This window comes from Allochromatium palmeri, assembly GCF_009720725.1.
GTDB classification, from domain to species: Bacteria; Pseudomonadota; Gammaproteobacteria; order Chromatiales; family Chromatiaceae; genus Thermochromatium; species Thermochromatium palmeri.
Window position 1 is genome coordinate 57,513 of record NZ_WNKT01000017.1, and the last position, 16,630, is coordinate 74,142.

The 16,630-nt window shown below is 62.1% G+C and carries 11 protein-coding genes; all 11 read left to right on the forward strand.

The features are described from left to right. Window position 1: 1 nt before the first annotated feature. Window positions 2-535, forward strand: coding sequence for a transcription termination/antitermination protein NusG (nusG, locus tag GJ668_RS09740; RefSeq protein ID WP_155449958.1), 534 nt, complete (start codon window positions 2-4; stop codon window positions 533-535). Window positions 536-668: 133 nt separating this feature from the next. Then, the gene (gene rplK / locus GJ668_RS09745) at window positions 669-1,103 is read left to right on the forward strand and encodes a 50S ribosomal protein L11 (protein ID WP_186343009.1); all 435 of its coding nucleotides are present in this window, start codon (window positions 669-671) and stop codon (window positions 1,101-1,103) included. A 1-nt stretch (window position 1,104) separates the two neighbouring features. Next, the gene (gene rplA, locus GJ668_RS09750; protein ID WP_155449959.1) at window positions 1,105-1,800 is read left to right on the forward strand and encodes a 50S ribosomal protein L1; all 696 of its coding nucleotides are present in this window, start codon (window positions 1,105-1,107) and stop codon (window positions 1,798-1,800) included. A gap of 275 nt (window positions 1,801-2,075) precedes the next feature. Then, complete coding sequence (gene rplJ, locus GJ668_RS09755) at window positions 2,076-2,603, forward strand: 50S ribosomal protein L10 (protein WP_186343010.1); 528 nt, start codon at window positions 2,076-2,078, stop codon at window positions 2,601-2,603. A gap of 55 nt (window positions 2,604-2,658) precedes the next feature. Beyond that, window positions 2,659-3,039 carry a 50S ribosomal protein L7/L12 gene (gene rplL, locus GJ668_RS09760; RefSeq protein WP_155449960.1) on the forward strand — a complete coding sequence of 127 codons (381 nt, stop codon included), beginning with the start codon at window positions 2,659-2,661 and terminating at the stop codon, window positions 3,037-3,039. A 215-nt stretch (window positions 3,040-3,254) separates the two neighbouring features. Then, entirely contained in the window at window positions 3,255-7,436 is a 4,182-nt protein-coding gene (rpoB, locus tag GJ668_RS09765; protein WP_155449961.1) for a DNA-directed RNA polymerase subunit beta, read from the forward strand. A 135-nt stretch (window positions 7,437-7,571) separates the two neighbouring features. Then, a complete protein-coding gene (gene rpoC, locus GJ668_RS09770; protein ID WP_155449962.1) occupies window positions 7,572-12,107 on the forward strand; it encodes a DNA-directed RNA polymerase subunit beta' in 4,536 nt (1,511 codons plus the stop codon). Between the two features lie 269 nt (window positions 12,108-12,376). After that, complete coding sequence (gene rpsL, locus GJ668_RS09775; protein ID WP_155449963.1) at window positions 12,377-12,751, forward strand: 30S ribosomal protein S12; 375 nt, start codon at window positions 12,377-12,379, stop codon at window positions 12,749-12,751. A 54-nt stretch (window positions 12,752-12,805) separates the two neighbouring features. Next, the gene (rpsG, locus tag GJ668_RS09780; RefSeq protein WP_155449964.1) at window positions 12,806-13,276 is read left to right on the forward strand and encodes a 30S ribosomal protein S7; all 471 of its coding nucleotides are present in this window, start codon (window positions 12,806-12,808) and stop codon (window positions 13,274-13,276) included. Between the two features lie 57 nt (window positions 13,277-13,333). Beyond that, window positions 13,334-15,430 carry an elongation factor G gene (gene fusA, locus GJ668_RS09785; protein ID WP_186343011.1) on the forward strand — a complete coding sequence of 699 codons (2,097 nt, stop codon included), beginning with the start codon at window positions 13,334-13,336 and terminating at the stop codon, window positions 15,428-15,430. 25 nt (window positions 15,431-15,455) lie between these two features. Then, the coding region (tuf, locus tag GJ668_RS09790; protein WP_155449965.1) for an elongation factor Tu at window positions 15,456-16,630 on the forward strand (1,175 nt) is incomplete at its 3' end.

The window sequence follows — 16,630 nt, forward strand, 5'->3', positions numbered from 1 at the left end:
CATGTCCAAACGCTGGTATGTGATTCACGCCTACTCGGGCTTCGAGGGGCAGGTCAAGCGTTCGCTGGAAGATCGTCTCAAGCGGGCTGGGCTGGAAGAGTTTTTCGGCGCGATCCTGGTGCCGACCGAAGAAGTCGTCGAGATGCGCAACGGACAGCAGCGCAAAAGTGAACGCAAGTTCTTCCCTGGCTATGTGCTCGTCAACATGGAAATGACTGACGAGACCTGGCATCTGGTCAAGAGCGTTCCGAAAGTCATGGGGTTCATCGGCGGCACCGGTGATCGTCCGGCGCCGATTCCAGATTCCCAAGCCGATATCATCCTGCAGCGTCTCCAGGAAGGCGGCGAGAAGCCACGCCCAAAGGTGCTTTACGAGCCGGGCGAGGTCGTGCGCGTGACCGATGGCCCCTTCACCGACTTCAATGGCGTAGTCGAAGATGTCGATTACGACAAGAGTCGCGTCAAGGTGTCGGTCCTCATCTTCGGTCGCTCGACACCGGTCGAGTTGGAGTTCTCCCAGGTCGAGAAAGTCTGAGCGACACTCGCCGGCCTGAGCCGAACGTTTCGACCGCGCCCTGTCTGGACGCGGTTTCTCATAGCCCCATCGGGGAAACACACACGGGGAGCCAGATCGATCGTCTGGCGCTTGCACCCATTGGAGATTTATCGTGGCAAAGAAGATCAATGCCTACATCAAGTTGCAGGTAAAGGCGGGCGAAGCCAATCCCAGCCCGCCGGTCGGTCCTGCGCTTGGTCAGCACGGCGTCAACATCATGGAGTTCTGCAAAGCGTTCAACGCGCGCACGCAGGACATGGAGAAGGGCATTCCGACACCCGTGGTCATCACGGTTTATTCGGATCGCAGCTTCACCTTCATCACCAAGACGCCGCCGGCTTCGATCCTGCTCAAAAAAGCCGTTGGACTCACCAGCGGCAGCGCCAACCCGAACACCAACAAGGTCGGCACGGTCACGCGCGAGCAGCTCGAACAGATCGCGACGCTCAAGATGCCCGATCTGACCGCCGCTGATATGGACGCGGCTGTACGCACCATCGCTGGTAGCGCGCGCTCCATGGGTCTGAACGTCGAGGGGGTGAACTGATATGGCGCGTCTCAGCAAACGTCTGCGTGCGATCCGTGAGCGCGTCGAGATCGGCAAGCTCTATCCGGCCGATGAAGCCTTCACGCTTCTCAAGGAACTCTCTCAGGTCAAGTTCGCCGAAAGCGTTGATGTCGCGGTGAATCTGGGTGTCGATCCGCGCAAATCCGATCAGGTGGTGCGTGGCTCGACCGTGCTGCCGCATGGTATCGGCAAGACCGTTCGTGTGGCTGTTTTCGCTCAGGGCGCTGGCGCTGATGCGGCGCGCGAAGCCGGTGCCGACAAGGTTGGCTTCGAAGATCTGGCCGAAGAGATGAAGGCCGGTCAGCTCGATTACGATGTCGTCATCGCCTCGCCCGATGCCATGCGCATTGTCGGTCAGCTCGGTAAGGTGCTCGGCCCGCGCGGCCTGATGCCCAACCCCAAAGTTGGCACCGTGAGCCCGGACGTCGCCGAAGCCGTGCGCAATGCCAAGGCAGGTCAGGTGCGCTATCGCACTGACAAGGCTGGCATCATCCACTGCCCGCTCGGCAAGGTCGACTTCGAGCCTGAAAAGTTGCGTGAGAATCTTGAGATGCTGCTCGGTAGCCTGATGAAGGCCAAGCCGACGGCCGCCAAGGGCATCTACATGAAGAAGGTCACGATCTCCAGCACCATGGGGCCGGGCCTGACGGTCGACCATTCAGCGTTGACCTTCTGATCCAGAGTGTCGGCTTTTGGGCCGACACCTTTGGAGGATTTTCTTTGAGGTCTCGGGCATCGCTGGAGACCGTCAAAGACCGCGGGTGTCCGAAGTGTCGCCAGGACGGCAGCGCAAAGACTTAATGCGTAACACGCCCGCGCAGACGGTGCTCCCGAGTCAGATCGTTAGCTGATGACGGCGCACGAACCTGGTGAGCAAGTGTACGGCTGGAGGCCGTCACGCGTTCACCGCCCGGCTTCGGTCGGGTTTCAATGTGAGTAGAGGTGACGACAGTGGCGCTGAATTTTGCGCAAAAAGAAGCAATCGTCGCCGAAGTCGCGGAAGTTGCAAAGAGCGCCTATTCGGCCATCGCGGCCGAATACCGGGGTTTGACCGTCGAGCAGTTGACCAAGCTGCGCGTGGAAGCGCGTAAGGCCGGCGTCTATGTTCGCGTGGTCAAGAATACCCTGGCCCGGCGCGCGCTGGAAGACACGGATTTCGCCTGCATGCGGGATGGGCTCACCGGCCCGATGATCCTCGCGTTTTCGCAGGACGATCCGGGTGCCGTGGCGCGCGTCCTGGAGCCCTTCGCCAAGGAGCACGACAAGTTCCAGGTGCGTCTCATCGCCCTGGGCGGCAAGCTGCTTGCGCCATCCGAGATCGGCAATCTCGCGAAGATGCCGACCTACGATCAGGCCATCAGTCTGCTCATGGCGACCATGAAGGCTCCAGTGCAGAAGCTCGCTGCAACGCTCAACGAGGTGCCGGGCAAGCTCGTCCGCACCGTCGCCGCGATTCGCGATGCCAAGGAAGCCGCCTGATCGGCGTCTTCCATCTATCAGCTACCCGATCAACCGTATTTTCTAGGAGAAACCCATGGCCGTTTCGAAAGACGAGATTCTCGAAGCGATTGGCAACATGACCGTGCTCGAGGTCGTTGACCTCATCAGCGCGATGGAAGAGAAGTTTGGCGTCACCGCCGCTGCCGCTGTGATGGCTGCCGGTCCTGCGGCTGGTGGTGCCGATGCAGCACCGGTTGAAGAACAGACCGAGTTCGATATCGTTCTGGCCTCCTTCGGTGCCAACAAGGTTGGCGTCATCAAGGCGGTGCGTTCGATCACCGGTCTGGGCCTCAAGGAAGCTAAGGATGCCGTCGAGGGCGCTCCGACCGTCCTGAAGGAAGCCGTGTCCAAGGCTGAGGCCGAGGCCGCGAAGAAGGAACTCGAAGAAGCTGGCGCCACGGTCGAGATCAAGTAACGGCGCGTTGCGTCGTTATTCATTCGACTACGCTGTGAGGCTGGCGGCAATAAGCCGCCGGCCTTTTCCCGTTGGATTCGCTGAATCCGGCGGGATCGCGCGCCCTGATCCAGGACGTGCCTGAATTCCGATTTTCAAGTTTCGAGCCATCCGCAATCCGCACCCGTGTCCATGCCCCGTCAGGGACCCACGCAAGCATCTCGAGGGAAGGCATAATGGCCTATTCGTTCACCGAAAAGAAGCGCATCCGCAAAGACTTCGGCAAGCGTCCCAGTATTCTGGACGTTCCGTTCCTCCTCGCGACGCAGATCAACTCCTATCGCGAGTTTCTGCAGGCCGACTGTCCGGCCAAGGATCGCCGGGATCTCGGGTTGCATGCGGCCTTCAAGTCCGTGTTCCCCATCGAGAGCTATTCAGGCAACGCCGTCCTGGAGTATGTCAAATACCGTCTGGGCGAGCCGGTGTTCGATGAGCGCGAGTGTCATCTGCGTGGCGCGACCTTCGCGGCCCCTCTGCGCGTGCTGCTGCGGCTGGTGATCTACGACAAGGAGGCTCCGGCCGGTTCCAAGGTCGTCAAGGACGTACGCGAGCAGGAAGTCTACATGGGCGAGTTGCCGCTCATGACCGAGACCGGCACCTTCATCATCAACGGCACCGAGCGCGTCATCGTCTCGCAGTTGCATCGGTCGCCTGGTGTCTTCTTCGACCATGACAAGGGCAAGACCCACTCCTCGGGCAAGCTGCTGTTCTCAGCGCGCGTCATTCCCTACCGCGGCTCCTGGCTCGATTTCGAGTTTGATCCCAAGGACAACGTCTTTGTGCGTATCGACCGGCGGCGCAAGCTGCCGGCGACCGTGCTGCTGCGTGCGCTCGGCTATGGCGTCGAGGACATCCTCGCGCGCTTCTTCGAGACCGATACCTTCCGCATCCAGGGCCAGACTGTGACCCTGGATCTGGTTCCCGAGCGTCTGCGCGGCGAGACCGTCGGCTTCGACGTCAAGATCGGCGACGAGGTGCTGGTCGAGTCCGGCCGGCGCGTGACCGCGCGTCATATCCGTGAACTCCAGAAGGCGGGCGTCGATCGCCTGGAAGTGCCGGCGGATTTTCTGCTTGGACGTATCCTGGCTCACGCCCAGGTCGACGCCGAAACCGGTGAGGTCTTTGCCGAGGCCAATGATCCGATCACGCCCGAGCTGCTGGAGACCCTGCTGCGTCAGGGTGTCGAGACGCTGGAGACGCTGTTCGTCAACGATCTCGATCAGGGCCCCTATATCTCCGAGACGCTGCGCATCGACCCCACGACCAATGAGTTGGACGCTCAGGTCGAGATCTATCGCATGATGCGCCCCGGCGAGCCGCCGACCAAGGAAGCGGCCCAGAATCTGTTCCATAACCTGTTCTTCACCTCCGACCGCTACGACCTCTCGGCCGTTGGACGCATGAAGTTCAATCGCCGTCTCGGGCGTCCGGACGAGACCGGGCCGGGCGTCATCTATGACGGGCGCTATTTCGCCGGCCGCACGGATGACTTCTCCAAGAAGCTCTTTGACGAATACGGCGAGCAAGGCTCGGATATCCTCGACTCGCTCAAGGTGCTGGTCGAACTGCGTAACGGCCGCGGCATGGTCGACGACATCGATCACCTGGGCAACCGGCGCATTCGCTGCGTCGGCGAGATGGCCGAGAACCAGTTCCGCGTCGGTTTGGTGCGCGTCGAGCGCGCGGTCAAGGAGCGTCTGTCGCTGGCCGAGTCCGAGGGGCTGATGCCGCAGGAACTCATCAACGCCAAGCCGGTGTCGGCGGCGATCAAGGAGTTCTTCGGTTCCTCGCAGCTCTCGCAGTTCATGGACCAGAACAACCCGCTGTCCGAGGTCACGCACAAGCGGCGCGTCTCGGCGCTCGGTCCCGGCGGTCTGGCGCGCGAGCGGGCCGGCTTCGAGGTGCGCGACGTGCACCCGACCCACTATGGCCGCGTCTGCCCGATCGAGACCCCTGAAGGCCCGAACATCGGTCTGATCAACTCGCTCGCGGTCTATGCGCGCACCAACTCCTACGGCTTCCTGGAGACGCCCTATCGCAAGGTCGAGGACGGGCGCGTCACCGATCAGATCGACTATCTGTCGGCGATCGAAGAGGGCAACTTCGTCATCGCGCAGGCCAACGCGACGCTGGACGAGGACGGACGGCTTGCCGATGCCCTGGTCTCCTGCCGGCATGCCAACGAGTTCGCCATGCGCGTGCCCGAGGAAGTCCAGTACATGGACGTCTCGCCGCGTCAGATCGTCTCGGTGGCCGCCTCGCTGATTCCGTTCCTGGAGCATGACGACGCCAACCGCGCCCTCATGGGCTCGAACATGCAGCGTCAGGCCGTGCCCACGCTGCGCGCCGAGAAGCCGCTGGTCGGCACCGGCATGGAGCGTGTGGTGGCGCGTGACTCGGGCGTGTGCGTGGTCGCGCGTCGCGGTGGCGTGATCGAGTCGATCGACGCGGCGCGTATCGTGGTGCGGGTCAACGACGACGAGGCGGCCAAGACCCCGGACGTGCCGGGTGTCGACATCTACAACCTGACCAAGTACACCCGTTCCAACCAGAATACCTGTATCAACCAGCGTCCGCTGGTCAAGCCGGGCGATGTGGTGGCGCGTCAGGACGTGCTGGCCGATGGTCCGTCCACCGACATGGGCGAACTGGCCCTGGGGCAGAACCTGCGCGTAGCCTTCATGCCCTGGAACGGCTACAACTTCGAGGACTCGATCTTGATCTCGGAGCGCGTGGTGCAGGAGGACCGCTTCACCACCATCCATATCGAGGAGCTGTCCTGTCTGGCGCGTGATACCAAGCTCGGGCCGGAAGACATCACGGGCGATATTCCCAACGTCGGTGAATCGGCGCTCTCCAAGCTCGACGAGTCCGGCATCGTCTATGTCGGCGCCGAGGTGCGCGACGGCGATATCCTGGTCGGCAAGGTCACGCCCAAGGGCGAAACCCAGTTGACCCCGGAGGAAAAGCTCCTGCGTGCCATTTTCGGCGAGAAGGCCTCCGACGTGAAGGACACCTCGCTGCGTCTGCCCACGGGCATGAACGGCACCGTGGTCGACGTTCAGGTCTTCACCCGTGACGGTGTGGACAAGGACCAGCGTGCCATCCAGATCGAAGAAATGGAGCTGGAGCGTGTGCGCAAGGACTTCGCCGACCAGCAGCGCATCATGGAAAACGACACCTTCCAGCGTGTCGAGAAGCTGCTCATCGGGCGTGTGGCTGACGGCGGTCCGAGCGGTTTCCGTCCCGGCGCTGAGATCACTAAGGACTATCTTGACTCGCTCAAGTCCAGGGGCTCGCGCGATGCCTGGTTCGAGATCCGGGTGCGTGAGGAAGACATCGCCACCCAGCTCGAGGCCGTCGCCGCTCAGGTCAAGCAGCAGCGCGAGGAATTCCGCGAGCGTTACGAGGTCAAGAAACGCAAGATCGCCAGTGGTGACGACCTCGCCCCCGGCGTGCTCAAGATGGTCAAGGTCTATGTGGCCGTGAAGCGCCGTATTCAGCCGGGTGACAAGATGGCTGGCCGTCACGGCAACAAGGGTGTTATCTCCAAGGTGGTTCCGGTCGAGGACATGCCGTTCTCCGCTGACGGTGTGCCGGTCGACATCGTGCTCAACCCGCTCGGCGTGCCCTCGCGCATGAACGTCGGTCAGGTGCTGGAGACCCATCTCGGTTGGGCCGCCCAGGGGCTGGGCGAGAAGATCGGCCGCATGCTCCAGCAGCAGAAGGCGGTCAGCGAGCTGCGCGATTTTCTGGGTCAGGTCTACAACACCAGTGGCAAGATCGAGGATCTGGCGAGCTTCTCAGACGACGAGATTCTGGAGCTGGCGCGCAATCTGATCCGAGGCGTGCCGCTGGCGACGCCGGTTTTCGACGGTGCGACCGAGGAAGAAATCAAGGCGATGCTCAAGCTCGCCGATCGCGACAATTCCGCGCAGGGCGTTCCGAGCGGTCAGACCATTCTGTTCGACGGACGCAGTGGCGATCAGTTCGAGCGTCCGGTCACTGTCGGCTACATGTATATGATCAAGCTCAACCACCTGGTCGACGACAAGATGCACGCCCGCTCGACCGGTCCCTACAGCCTGGTCACACAGCAGCCGCTGGGCGGTAAGGCGCAGTTCGGCGGTCAGCGCTTCGGTGAGATGGAGGTCTGGGCGCTGGAAGCCTATGGCGCCGCCTACACCCTGCAGGAGATGCTCACGGTCAAGTCCGACGACGTCAACGGGCGCACCAAGATGTACAAGAACATCGTGGATGGAGATCACCGCATGGAGGCCGGCATGCCCGAGTCCTTCAACGTGCTGGTCAAGGAGATCCGCTCACTCGCCATCAACGTGGAGCTACAGCAGGATTGATCGGGAGGTGGGTGCGGTGCGCGTGCGAACCGCATCGCCTCCCAGGCTCTGCTCAACGCTCATGTGTTGTGGCGATGGGTTTCGCTGCCGCTCTACCCATCCTACGCCGGTTATTCCAGGCAGGAGATCAAGGTCTTGAAAGATCTACTCAAAATCATCAAGCAACAGGGTCAGGCACTCGAATTCGATGCGATCAAGATCGGGCTGGCCTCGCCCGAAATGATCCGTTCCTGGTCCTATGGCGAAGTCAAGAAGCCCGAGACCATCAACTATCGCACCTTCAAGCCGGAGCGCGATGGTCTGTTCTGCGCCAAGATCTTCGGCCCCATCACGGACTACGAGTGCATCTGCGGCAAGTACAAGCGTCTGAAGCATAGCGGCGTGGTGTGCGAGAAGTGCGGCGTCGAGGTCACGCTGGCCAAGGTGCGCCGCGAGCGCATGGGCCACATCGATCTGGCCAGCCCGGTGGCGCACATCTGGTTCCTCAAGTCGCTGCCGTCGCGCATCGGCCTGCTGCTCGACATGACCCTGCGCGACATCGAGCGCATCCTCTATTTCGAGTCGTTCGTCGTCATCGATCCGGGTCTGGTCCAGGAACTGGAGCGCGGCCAGCTGCTCAACGACGAGCAGTATCTGGAAGCACTCGAGGTCAATGGGGATGAGTTCGACGCGCGCATGGGCGCCGAGGCCATCTACGAGCTGCTGCGCAGCATCGACATGGCCGCCGAGATCCGTCGCATGCGCGAGGAGATCGAATCGACCAACTCCGAGACCAAGATCAAGAAGCTCGCCAAGCGTCTGAAGCTGATGGAGTCGCTGCTGGCCTCGGGCAACCGCCCGGAGTGGATGATCCTGACCGTGCTGCCGGTGCTGCCGCCGGAGCTGCGTCCGCTGGTGCCGCTCGATGGCGGGCGTTTCGCGACCTCGGATCTCAACGATCTCTATCGGCGCGTCATCAATCGCAACAACCGTCTCAAGCGGCTGCTCGATCTGATCGCCCCTGACATCATCGTGCGCAACGAAAAGCGCATGCTTCAGGAGTCGGTCGACGCGCTGCTCGACAACGGACGGCGTGGGCGTGCCATCACCGGCACCAACAAGCGCCCGCTCAAGTCGCTTGCCGACATGATCAAGGGCAAGCAGGGTCGTTTCCGGCAGAACCTGCTCGGCAAGCGTGTCGACTACTCGGGCCGTTCGGTCATCGTGGTCGGCCCGACGCTGAAACTCCATCAGTGCGGTCTGCCCAAGCGCATGGCCCTGGAGCTGTTCAAGCCCTTCATCTTCAGCAAGCTGCAACTGCGCGGACTGGCGGCCACCATCAAGGCGGCCAAGAAGATGGTCGAGCGTGGCACGCCTGAGGTGTGGGATATCCTCGAAGAGGTCATCCGTGAGCATCCGGTGATGCTCAACCGTGCGCCGACCCTGCACCGTCTGGGCATCCAGGCGTTCGAGCCGGTGCTGATCGAAGGCAAGGCCATCCAGCTCCATCCGCTGGTCTGTACCGCCTTCAACGCCGACTTCGACGGCGACCAGATGGCCGTGCATGTCCCGCTGTCGCTGGAAGCGCAGTTGGAAGCGCGTGCCCTGATGATGGCCTCCAACAACATCCTGTCGCCGGCCAATGGCGAGCCGATCATCGTGCCCTCGCAGGACGTGGTCCTGGGTCTCTATTACATGACCCGCGAGCGCATCGGCGCCAAGGGCGAGGGTGCGCTGTTCAGCAACATCGACGAAGCACGTCGCGCCTATGAGACCGGACATGCGGATCTGCATGCACGCTGCACGGTGCGCCTCCGCGAAGTCATCAAGCACAAGGATGGTACGCTGACCGAGCGCACCAGCCTCAAGGAAACGACTCTCGGACGCGCCATGGTGTTCGCCATCGTGCCCGAGGGACTGCCCTTCGAGCTGGTCGACCGTCCGCTGGGCAAGAAGCAGATCTCGATGCTGATCAACACCTGCTATCGCCGCCTGGGCCTCAAGGACACTGTCGTCTTCGCCGACCAGGTGATGTATCTGGGCTTCCGTATGGCCACGCGCGCCGGTGTCTCCATCGGTCTCGACGACATGGAAGTGCCGCGCGACGACCACGACGCCAAGATGGACAAGGGTTCGCTGTTGGCCGCCGCCGAGTTGGAAGTTCAGGAGATCCAGCAGCAATACGCCTCGGGTCTGGTCACCAACGGCGAGCGCTACAACAAGGTCGTCGATATCTGGTCGCGCACCAACGATCAAGTCGCCAAGGCCATGATGTCCAAGCTCGGTACCGATCTGGCCAAGGCCGATCCGGGCTTCGAGGCTGAACGTCTGGTGAGCGAATATCGTCAGGCGGCGCTCTCGGCCATTGAACCGGAAGGCTACGACGCCTTGCGCGCGCTCTTTGCCGACTGGCAGGGCGAGCTGCGCACAGCGACCCAGGCACTGGCGCGCAAGGAATTGACGCTGGAGGCGTTCAACGCGCGTTTCGATGAGCTGACCGCGCGCTATCGTCCCGAGGTCACCGCCAAGCTCGATCCCGAGCGGATCAAGGCGTCCGAGGGCCGCGAGCGACTGGCGAGCGGACTCAAGGAGGCGCCGTCGCGTCTGGTCGACGAGCGTAAGCAGGATTCGTTCAATTCCATCTATATGATGGCCAACTCCGGCGCCCGTGGTTCAGCGGCGCAGATCCGTCAGCTCGCCGGTATGCGCGGCCTGATGGCCAAGCCGGACGGCTCCATCATTGAGACGCCGATCACCGCGAACTTCCGCGAAGGTCTGAACGTTATCCAGTACTTCATCTCCACGCACGGCGCGCGCAAGGGTCTGGCCGACACCGCGCTCAAGACCGCCAACTCCGGGTATCTGACCCGGCGTCTGGTCGACGTGGCGCAGGACATGGTGGTGCTGGAGCCAGACTGCGGCACCGACCAGGGCCTGCTGATGGCGCCCGTCATCGAGGGCGGCGACGTGGTCGAACCGCTGCGCGAGCGTATTCTCGGTCGCGTGACAGCGGTCGATGTCTATCGCCCGGGCACGGACAACCCCGAGCTGATCTGTAAGGCCGGCACCCTGCTTGATGAGGGCTGGGTCGAGCGCTTCGAAGACGTCGGTATCGACCAGGTGCGGGTGCGTTCGCCCATCACCTGTGAGTCGCGGCTCGGTGTCTGCGCTCAGTGCTATGGACGCGATCTGGCGCGCGGTCATCGCGTCAATATGGGCGAGGCGGTCGGCGTCATCGCGGCGCAGTCGATCGGCGAGCCGGGCACGCAGCTGACCATGCGCACCTTCCATATCGGTGGAGCGGCCTCGCGGGCCGCGGCCGTCAACAGTATCGAGATCAAGAACGGCGGTTCGGTGCGGCTGCACAACATCAAGACCGTGCAGCATCATTCGGGCAACCTGGTCGCGGTCTCACGCTCAGGTGAACTGACCGTCGTCGACGAGCGCAGCATGGAGAAGGAGCGCTACAAGGTGCCCTATGGCGCGACCCTGCGCGTCGGCGACGGCGATGCGGTCAAGCCGGGCGACGTGGTGGCGAGCTGGGATCCGCACACCCATCCCGTGGTCACCGAGGTGGCCGGTCGCCTGGAGTTCGAGGACTTCATCGAGGGCGTGACCGTACAGGCCCAGACCGACGACGTCACGGGTCTGAGTTCGCTGGTTGTCATCGATCCCAAGCAGCGCCCGGCGGCCGGCAAGGATCTGCGGCCTATGGTCAAGCTGCTCGACGAGAACGGCAACGAACTCAACATTGCGGGTACGGATCTGCCGGCACGCTATGCCCTGTCCTCGGGCGCCATCGTCAGTGTGGCCAATGGCGCGAACGTGGGCGTCGGTGACATCCTGGCGCGTATCCCGCAGGAGTCCTCCAAGACCCGCGACATCACCGGTGGTCTGCCGCGCGTGGCGGATCTGTTCGAGGCACGCAAGCCCAAGGAACCGGCGCTGCTCGCCGAGGCCAGCGGCACCATCGGTTTCGGCAAGGACACCAAGGGCAAGCAGCGTCTCATCATCACCAAGGATGATGGCGAGACGGTCGAGGAGCTGATCCCTAAGTGGCGTCATGTCAACGTCTTCGAGGGCGAGCGCGTGGAGCGCGGCGAGGTGATCGCCGACGGCGAACTGGCCTCGCACGACATCCTGCGTCTGAAGGGTGTGACCGCGCTGGCCGAGTATCTGGTCAAGGAGATCCAGGACGTCTATCGCTTGCAGGGCGTGAAGATCAACGACAAGCACATCGAAGTCATCGTCCGCCAGATGCTGCGCAAGGTCGAGATAACCGCCCCGGGCGACACCCGTCTGCTGCGCGGCGAGCAGGTCGAACATGCGTTGCTGCTCGACGAGAACAAGCGCGCTATGGCCGAGGGCAAGCAGCCGGCGCTGTTTGAGCCACTGTTGCTGGGTATCACCAAGGCGTCGCTGGCCACTGAGTCCTTCATTTCGGCGGCCTCGTTCCAGGAAACCACGCGCGTGCTCACCGAGGCCGCCGTGCGCGGTTCGACCGACCGGCTCGCCGGTCTGAAGGAGAACGTCATCGTCGGTCGGCTCATCCCGGCTGGTACCGGTCTGTCCTACCATCAGGAGCGGCGGCGTCAGCGTGCACTCGATGGTTCGGGCAAGGTCGAGATGGCTCCCGAGGATCTGGAGCAGGCGCTCAAAAAAGCGCTCAATACCCCGGAAGCCGCTGAGTAGTTTAAGCAGACATCCGCCTAGGTCGATCAGGGAGTTGACACGTCCTAAGCGTCTCCCTATACTGCTCTGTCTCAGCTAGCCGATGGTCTGTCGGCTAGCTTCATTTTTTATCCGATTCCCTGGTTTGGGCGCCTTTGCCCGGCCCCTGAGCAGACGGTCGCATCTGGTGCGTGTCATGCTGGCGATGTCATCGAGCCGGCCCATACGCGCAGGCTTCGTTTGACTCCAAGAAGAATCATGGCGCGAGGGCGCCGCTGGAGACTCATCGCATGGCAACGATCAACCAACTCGTCCGCAAGCCTCGCAAGCGGAACGTGGCGAAAACCAACGTGCCCGCCCTCGAGGCCTGCCCGCAGCGTCGCGGGGTCTGCACGCGCGTCTATACCACCACGCCAAAGAAGCCGAACTCGGCATTGCGTAAGGTGGCTCGTGTGCGTCTGACCAACGGGTTCGAGGTCGCGTCCTATATCGGTGGCGAAGGCCACAACCTTCAGGAGCACTCGGTGGTCCTGATTCGTGGCGGTCGTGTCAAGGACTTGCCGGGTGTGCGCTATCACACCGTGCGCGGCACCCTGGATACCTCGGGTGTCGAGAAACGCCGTCAGGGTCGTTCCAAGTACGGCGCCAAGCGCCCGAAGAAGTAATCCTGCGCTGACGCGATCAGCCTACAACGAATTAAGGTCGGAGCCTTAGAGAACATGCCAAGAAGACGCGTTGCCGCCCGTCGTCAAATCCTCCCGGATCCTAAGCACGGGAGTGAGTTGTTGACCAAGTTCATCAACATGATGATGGAAGACGGAAAGAAGTCCGTCGCCGAGCGAATCATCTACAACGCCCTGGATCAGATCGCCGAGAAGAAGGGCGGTCGTCCGATCGAGCTGCTCGAACAGGCGATGGAGAATGTACGTCCGGCGGTCGAGGTCAAGTCGCGGCGCGTCGGTGGTGCAACCTATCAGGTTCCGGTCGAAGTGCGTCCGACCCGTCGCAACTCGCTGGCGATGCGCTGGCTGATCGACTCGGCACGCAAGCGTTCAGAGAAGTCCATGGCGCAGCGTCTGGCTGGTGAGCTGATGGATGCCGCTGATTCGCGCGGTTCGGCTGTCAAGAAGAAAGAAGACACCCATCGTATGGCCGAAGCCAACAAAGCCTTCTCGCATTACCGCTGGTAACAGCGGTCTCGCGTTCGTTTTTCAGAGTTCTTTAGGATCATCAGGGCGGATTCAGTCGTGGCACGTAGCACACCCATCGAGCGGTATCGCAATCTTGGCATCATGGCGCACATCGATGCCGGGAAGACCACTACCACGGAGCGCATCCTGTTCTATACGGGTGTCTCGCACAAAATCGGCGAGGTGCACGACGGCGCCGCCACCATGGACTGGATGGAGCAGGAGCAGGAGCGTGGTATCACCATCACCTCAGCGGCGACCACCTGTTTCTGGAAGGGCATGGCGCTCGACCGTCCTGAACACCGCATCAATATCATCGACACCCCCGGACACGTCGACTTCACCATCGAAGTCGAGCGTTCGCTGCGCGTCCTTGACGGCGCCTGTGCCGTCTTCTGCGCCGTCGGCGGCGTCGAGCCTCAATCTGAAACCGTCTGGCGTCAAGCCAATAAGTACGGTGTCCCGCGTCTGGCGTTCGTCAATAAGATGGACCGCATGGGCGCGAATTTCCTGCGCGTCGTCGGTCAGGTCAAGGATCGTCTGGGCGGTAACCCCGTGCCCTTGCAGTTGCCGATCGGCGCCGAGGAGCACTTCAAGGGTGTTGTCGATCTGGTCAAGATGAAGGCCATTCTCTGGGACGAAGAGTCCAAGGGCACCAAGTTCGAGTATGGCGACATCCCGGCCGACATGGTCGACGACTGTGAAGAATGGCGCGAAAAGCTGGTCGAAGCCGCCGCTGAAGCTAATGAAGCCTTCATGGAGAAGTATCTCGAAGGCGAGGCGTTGACCGAAGAGGAAATCAAGTTCGGTCTGCGTGCGCGCACCCTGAGAAGCGAGATCGTACCCATTCTGTGCGGCTCGGCCTTCAAGAACAAGGGCGTGCAGGCTATGCTCGACGCCGTCCTCGACTATATGCCGTCGCCGGTCGATGTGCCTGCGATCAAGGGTATTCTCGACGACAAGGACGAGAGCGAAGGTTCGCGTGAAGCGTCCGACTCAGCACCCTTTGCCGCGCTGGCGTTCAAGATCGCGACCGATCCTTTCGTCGGTACCCTGACCTTCTTCCGTGTCTACTCGGGCGTGCTCAAGTCAGGCGATACCCTGTACAACCCGGTCAAGAGCAAGAAAGAGCGCATTGGCCGTATTCTGCAGATGCACGCCAACGAGCGTCAGGAGCTCAAGGAAGTGTGCGCCGGCGATATCGCCGCGGCTGTTGGTCTGAAAGACGTGACCACGGGCGATACGCTGTGCGATCTCAATCAGGTCATCACCCTGGAGCGTATGGAGTTCCCCGAGCCGGTCATCTCGGTCGCAGTCGAGCCCAAGACCAAGGGCGACCAGGAAAAGATGGGTATCGCGCTGCAAAAGCTGGCGCAGGAAGATCCGTCGTTCCGCGTCCATACCGACGAGGAGTCCGGTCAGACCATCATTTCCGGCATGGGCGAGCTGCATCTTGAAATCATCGTCGACCGCATGCGTCGCGAATTCAAGGTCGAGGCCAATGTCGGCGCACCCCAGGTCAGCTATCGTGAGACCATCCGTACCGGCGTCGAGCAGGACACCAAGTTCGCTCGTCAGTCCGGCGGTCGCGGTCAGTACGGTCATGTTCTGATTCGGGTCGAACCGATGGATGCCGGCGGTGGTTACGAGTTCGTCAACGGCATCGTTGGCGGTACCGTGCCCAAGGAATACATTCCGGCGGTCGACAAGGGCATCCAGGAAGCCATGAAAAACGGTATCCTGGCCGGCTTCCCCATGGTCGACATCAAGGTCACCCTCTACGACGGCTCCTATCACGAAGTCGACTCCAGTGAAATGGCGTTCAAGATCGCCGGCTCCATGGCGATCAAGGAAGCGGCGGCCAAGGCCAAGCCGGTTCTGCTCGAACCCATCATGAAGGTCGAGGTGGTTACGCCCGAGGAGAATATGGGCGACGTCATGGGCGACATCAACAGCCGCCGCGGCATGATCCAGGGCATGGACGATTCTCCGTCCGGCAAGATCATTCGCGCCGAGGTGCCGCTGTCGGAAATGTTCGGGTATGCCACCGACCTGCGTTCAGCGACCCAGGGCCGTGCGACCTACAGCATGGAATTCTGCAAGTACAACGAGGTGCCCGCCAGCATTGCCGAAGCGGTCTCCAAGAAGAAGTAACGATTCATCCGAAGGGTAGAGCGGGATGTCCAAAGAAAAATTTCAACGCAGCAAGCCTCACGTCAACGTTGGCACGATTGGCCACGTCGACCACGGCAAGACCACGCTGACGGCGGCGATCACCACGCATCAGGCCAAGAAGTTCGGCGGCGAAGCGCGCGGCTATGACCAGATCGACAACGCGCCCGAAGAGCGCGAGCGCGGCATCACCATTGCCACGGCGCACGTCGAGTACGAGACCGAAGCGCGTCACTACGCCCACGTCGATTGCCCCGGCCACGCCGACTACGTCAAGAACATGATCACCGGCGCGGCGCAGATGGACGGCGCAATCCTGGTGGTCTCGGCCGCTGACGGCCCGATGCCGCAGACGCGCGAGCACATCCTGCTGTCGCGTCAGGTCGGTGTGCCCTACATCGTGGTGTACCTGAACAAGGCCGACATGGTCGACGACGCCGAGCTCCTGGAGCTCGTCGAGATGGAAGTGCGCGAGCTGCTCTCCAGCTACGACTTCCCCGGCGACGACACCCCGATCGTCACCGGCTCGGCCAAGCTGGCGCTGGAAGGCGACACCTCCGAGATCGGCGGTCCCTCGATCGACCGGTTGATGGCGGCGCTCGACAGCTACATTCCCGAGCCGGAGCGTGCCATCGACGGCGCCTTCCTGATGCCGATCGAAGACGTGTTCTCGATCTCCGGTCGCGGCACCGTGGTGACCGGACGTGTCGAGCGCGGCATCGTCAAGGTCGGTGAAGAAGTCGCCATCGTCGGCATCAAAGACACCGTCAAGACCATCTGTACCGGTGTCGAGATGTTCCGCAAGCTGCTCGACCAGGGTCAGGCCGGTGACAACATCGGCGCCCTGCTGCGCGGCACCAAGCGTGAAGACGTCGAGCGCGGTCAGGTGCTGGCCAAGCCCGGCTCGATCACGCCGCACACCCACTTCGAGGCCGAAGTGTACGTGCTGAGCAAGGAAGAAGGCGGGCGTCACACCCCGTTCTTCAACGGCTATCGTCCGCAGTTCTACTTCCGCACCACCGATGTCACCGGCGCCTGCGAGCTGCCCGAGGGCGTCGAGATGGTGATGCCGGGCGACAACGTCAAAATGACGATCAAGCTGATTGCTCCGATCGCCATGGAAGACGGTCTGCGCTTTGCGGTACGCGAAGGCGGTCGTACCGTCGGCGCGGGTGTGGTTTC

What these genes read in the sequence shown, in the direction of transcription:
- rpsG (WP_155449964.1), top strand. Translation starts at nt 12,806, where the DNA reads ATGCCAAGAAGACGCGTTGCCGCCCGTCGTCAAATCCTCCCGGATCCT.
- nusG (WP_155449958.1), top strand. Translation starts at nt 2, where the DNA reads ATGTCCAAACGCTGGTATGTGATTCACGCCTACTCGGGCTTCGAGGGG.
- rplL (WP_155449960.1), top strand. Translation starts at nt 2,659, where the DNA reads ATGGCCGTTTCGAAAGACGAGATTCTCGAAGCGATTGGCAACATGACC.
- rpsL (WP_155449963.1), top strand. Translation starts at nt 12,377, where the DNA reads ATGGCAACGATCAACCAACTCGTCCGCAAGCCTCGCAAGCGGAACGTG.
- rpoB (WP_155449961.1), top strand. Translation starts at nt 3,255, where the DNA reads ATGGCCTATTCGTTCACCGAAAAGAAGCGCATCCGCAAAGACTTCGGC.
- rplA (WP_155449959.1), top strand. Translation starts at nt 1,105, where the DNA reads ATGGCGCGTCTCAGCAAACGTCTGCGTGCGATCCGTGAGCGCGTCGAG.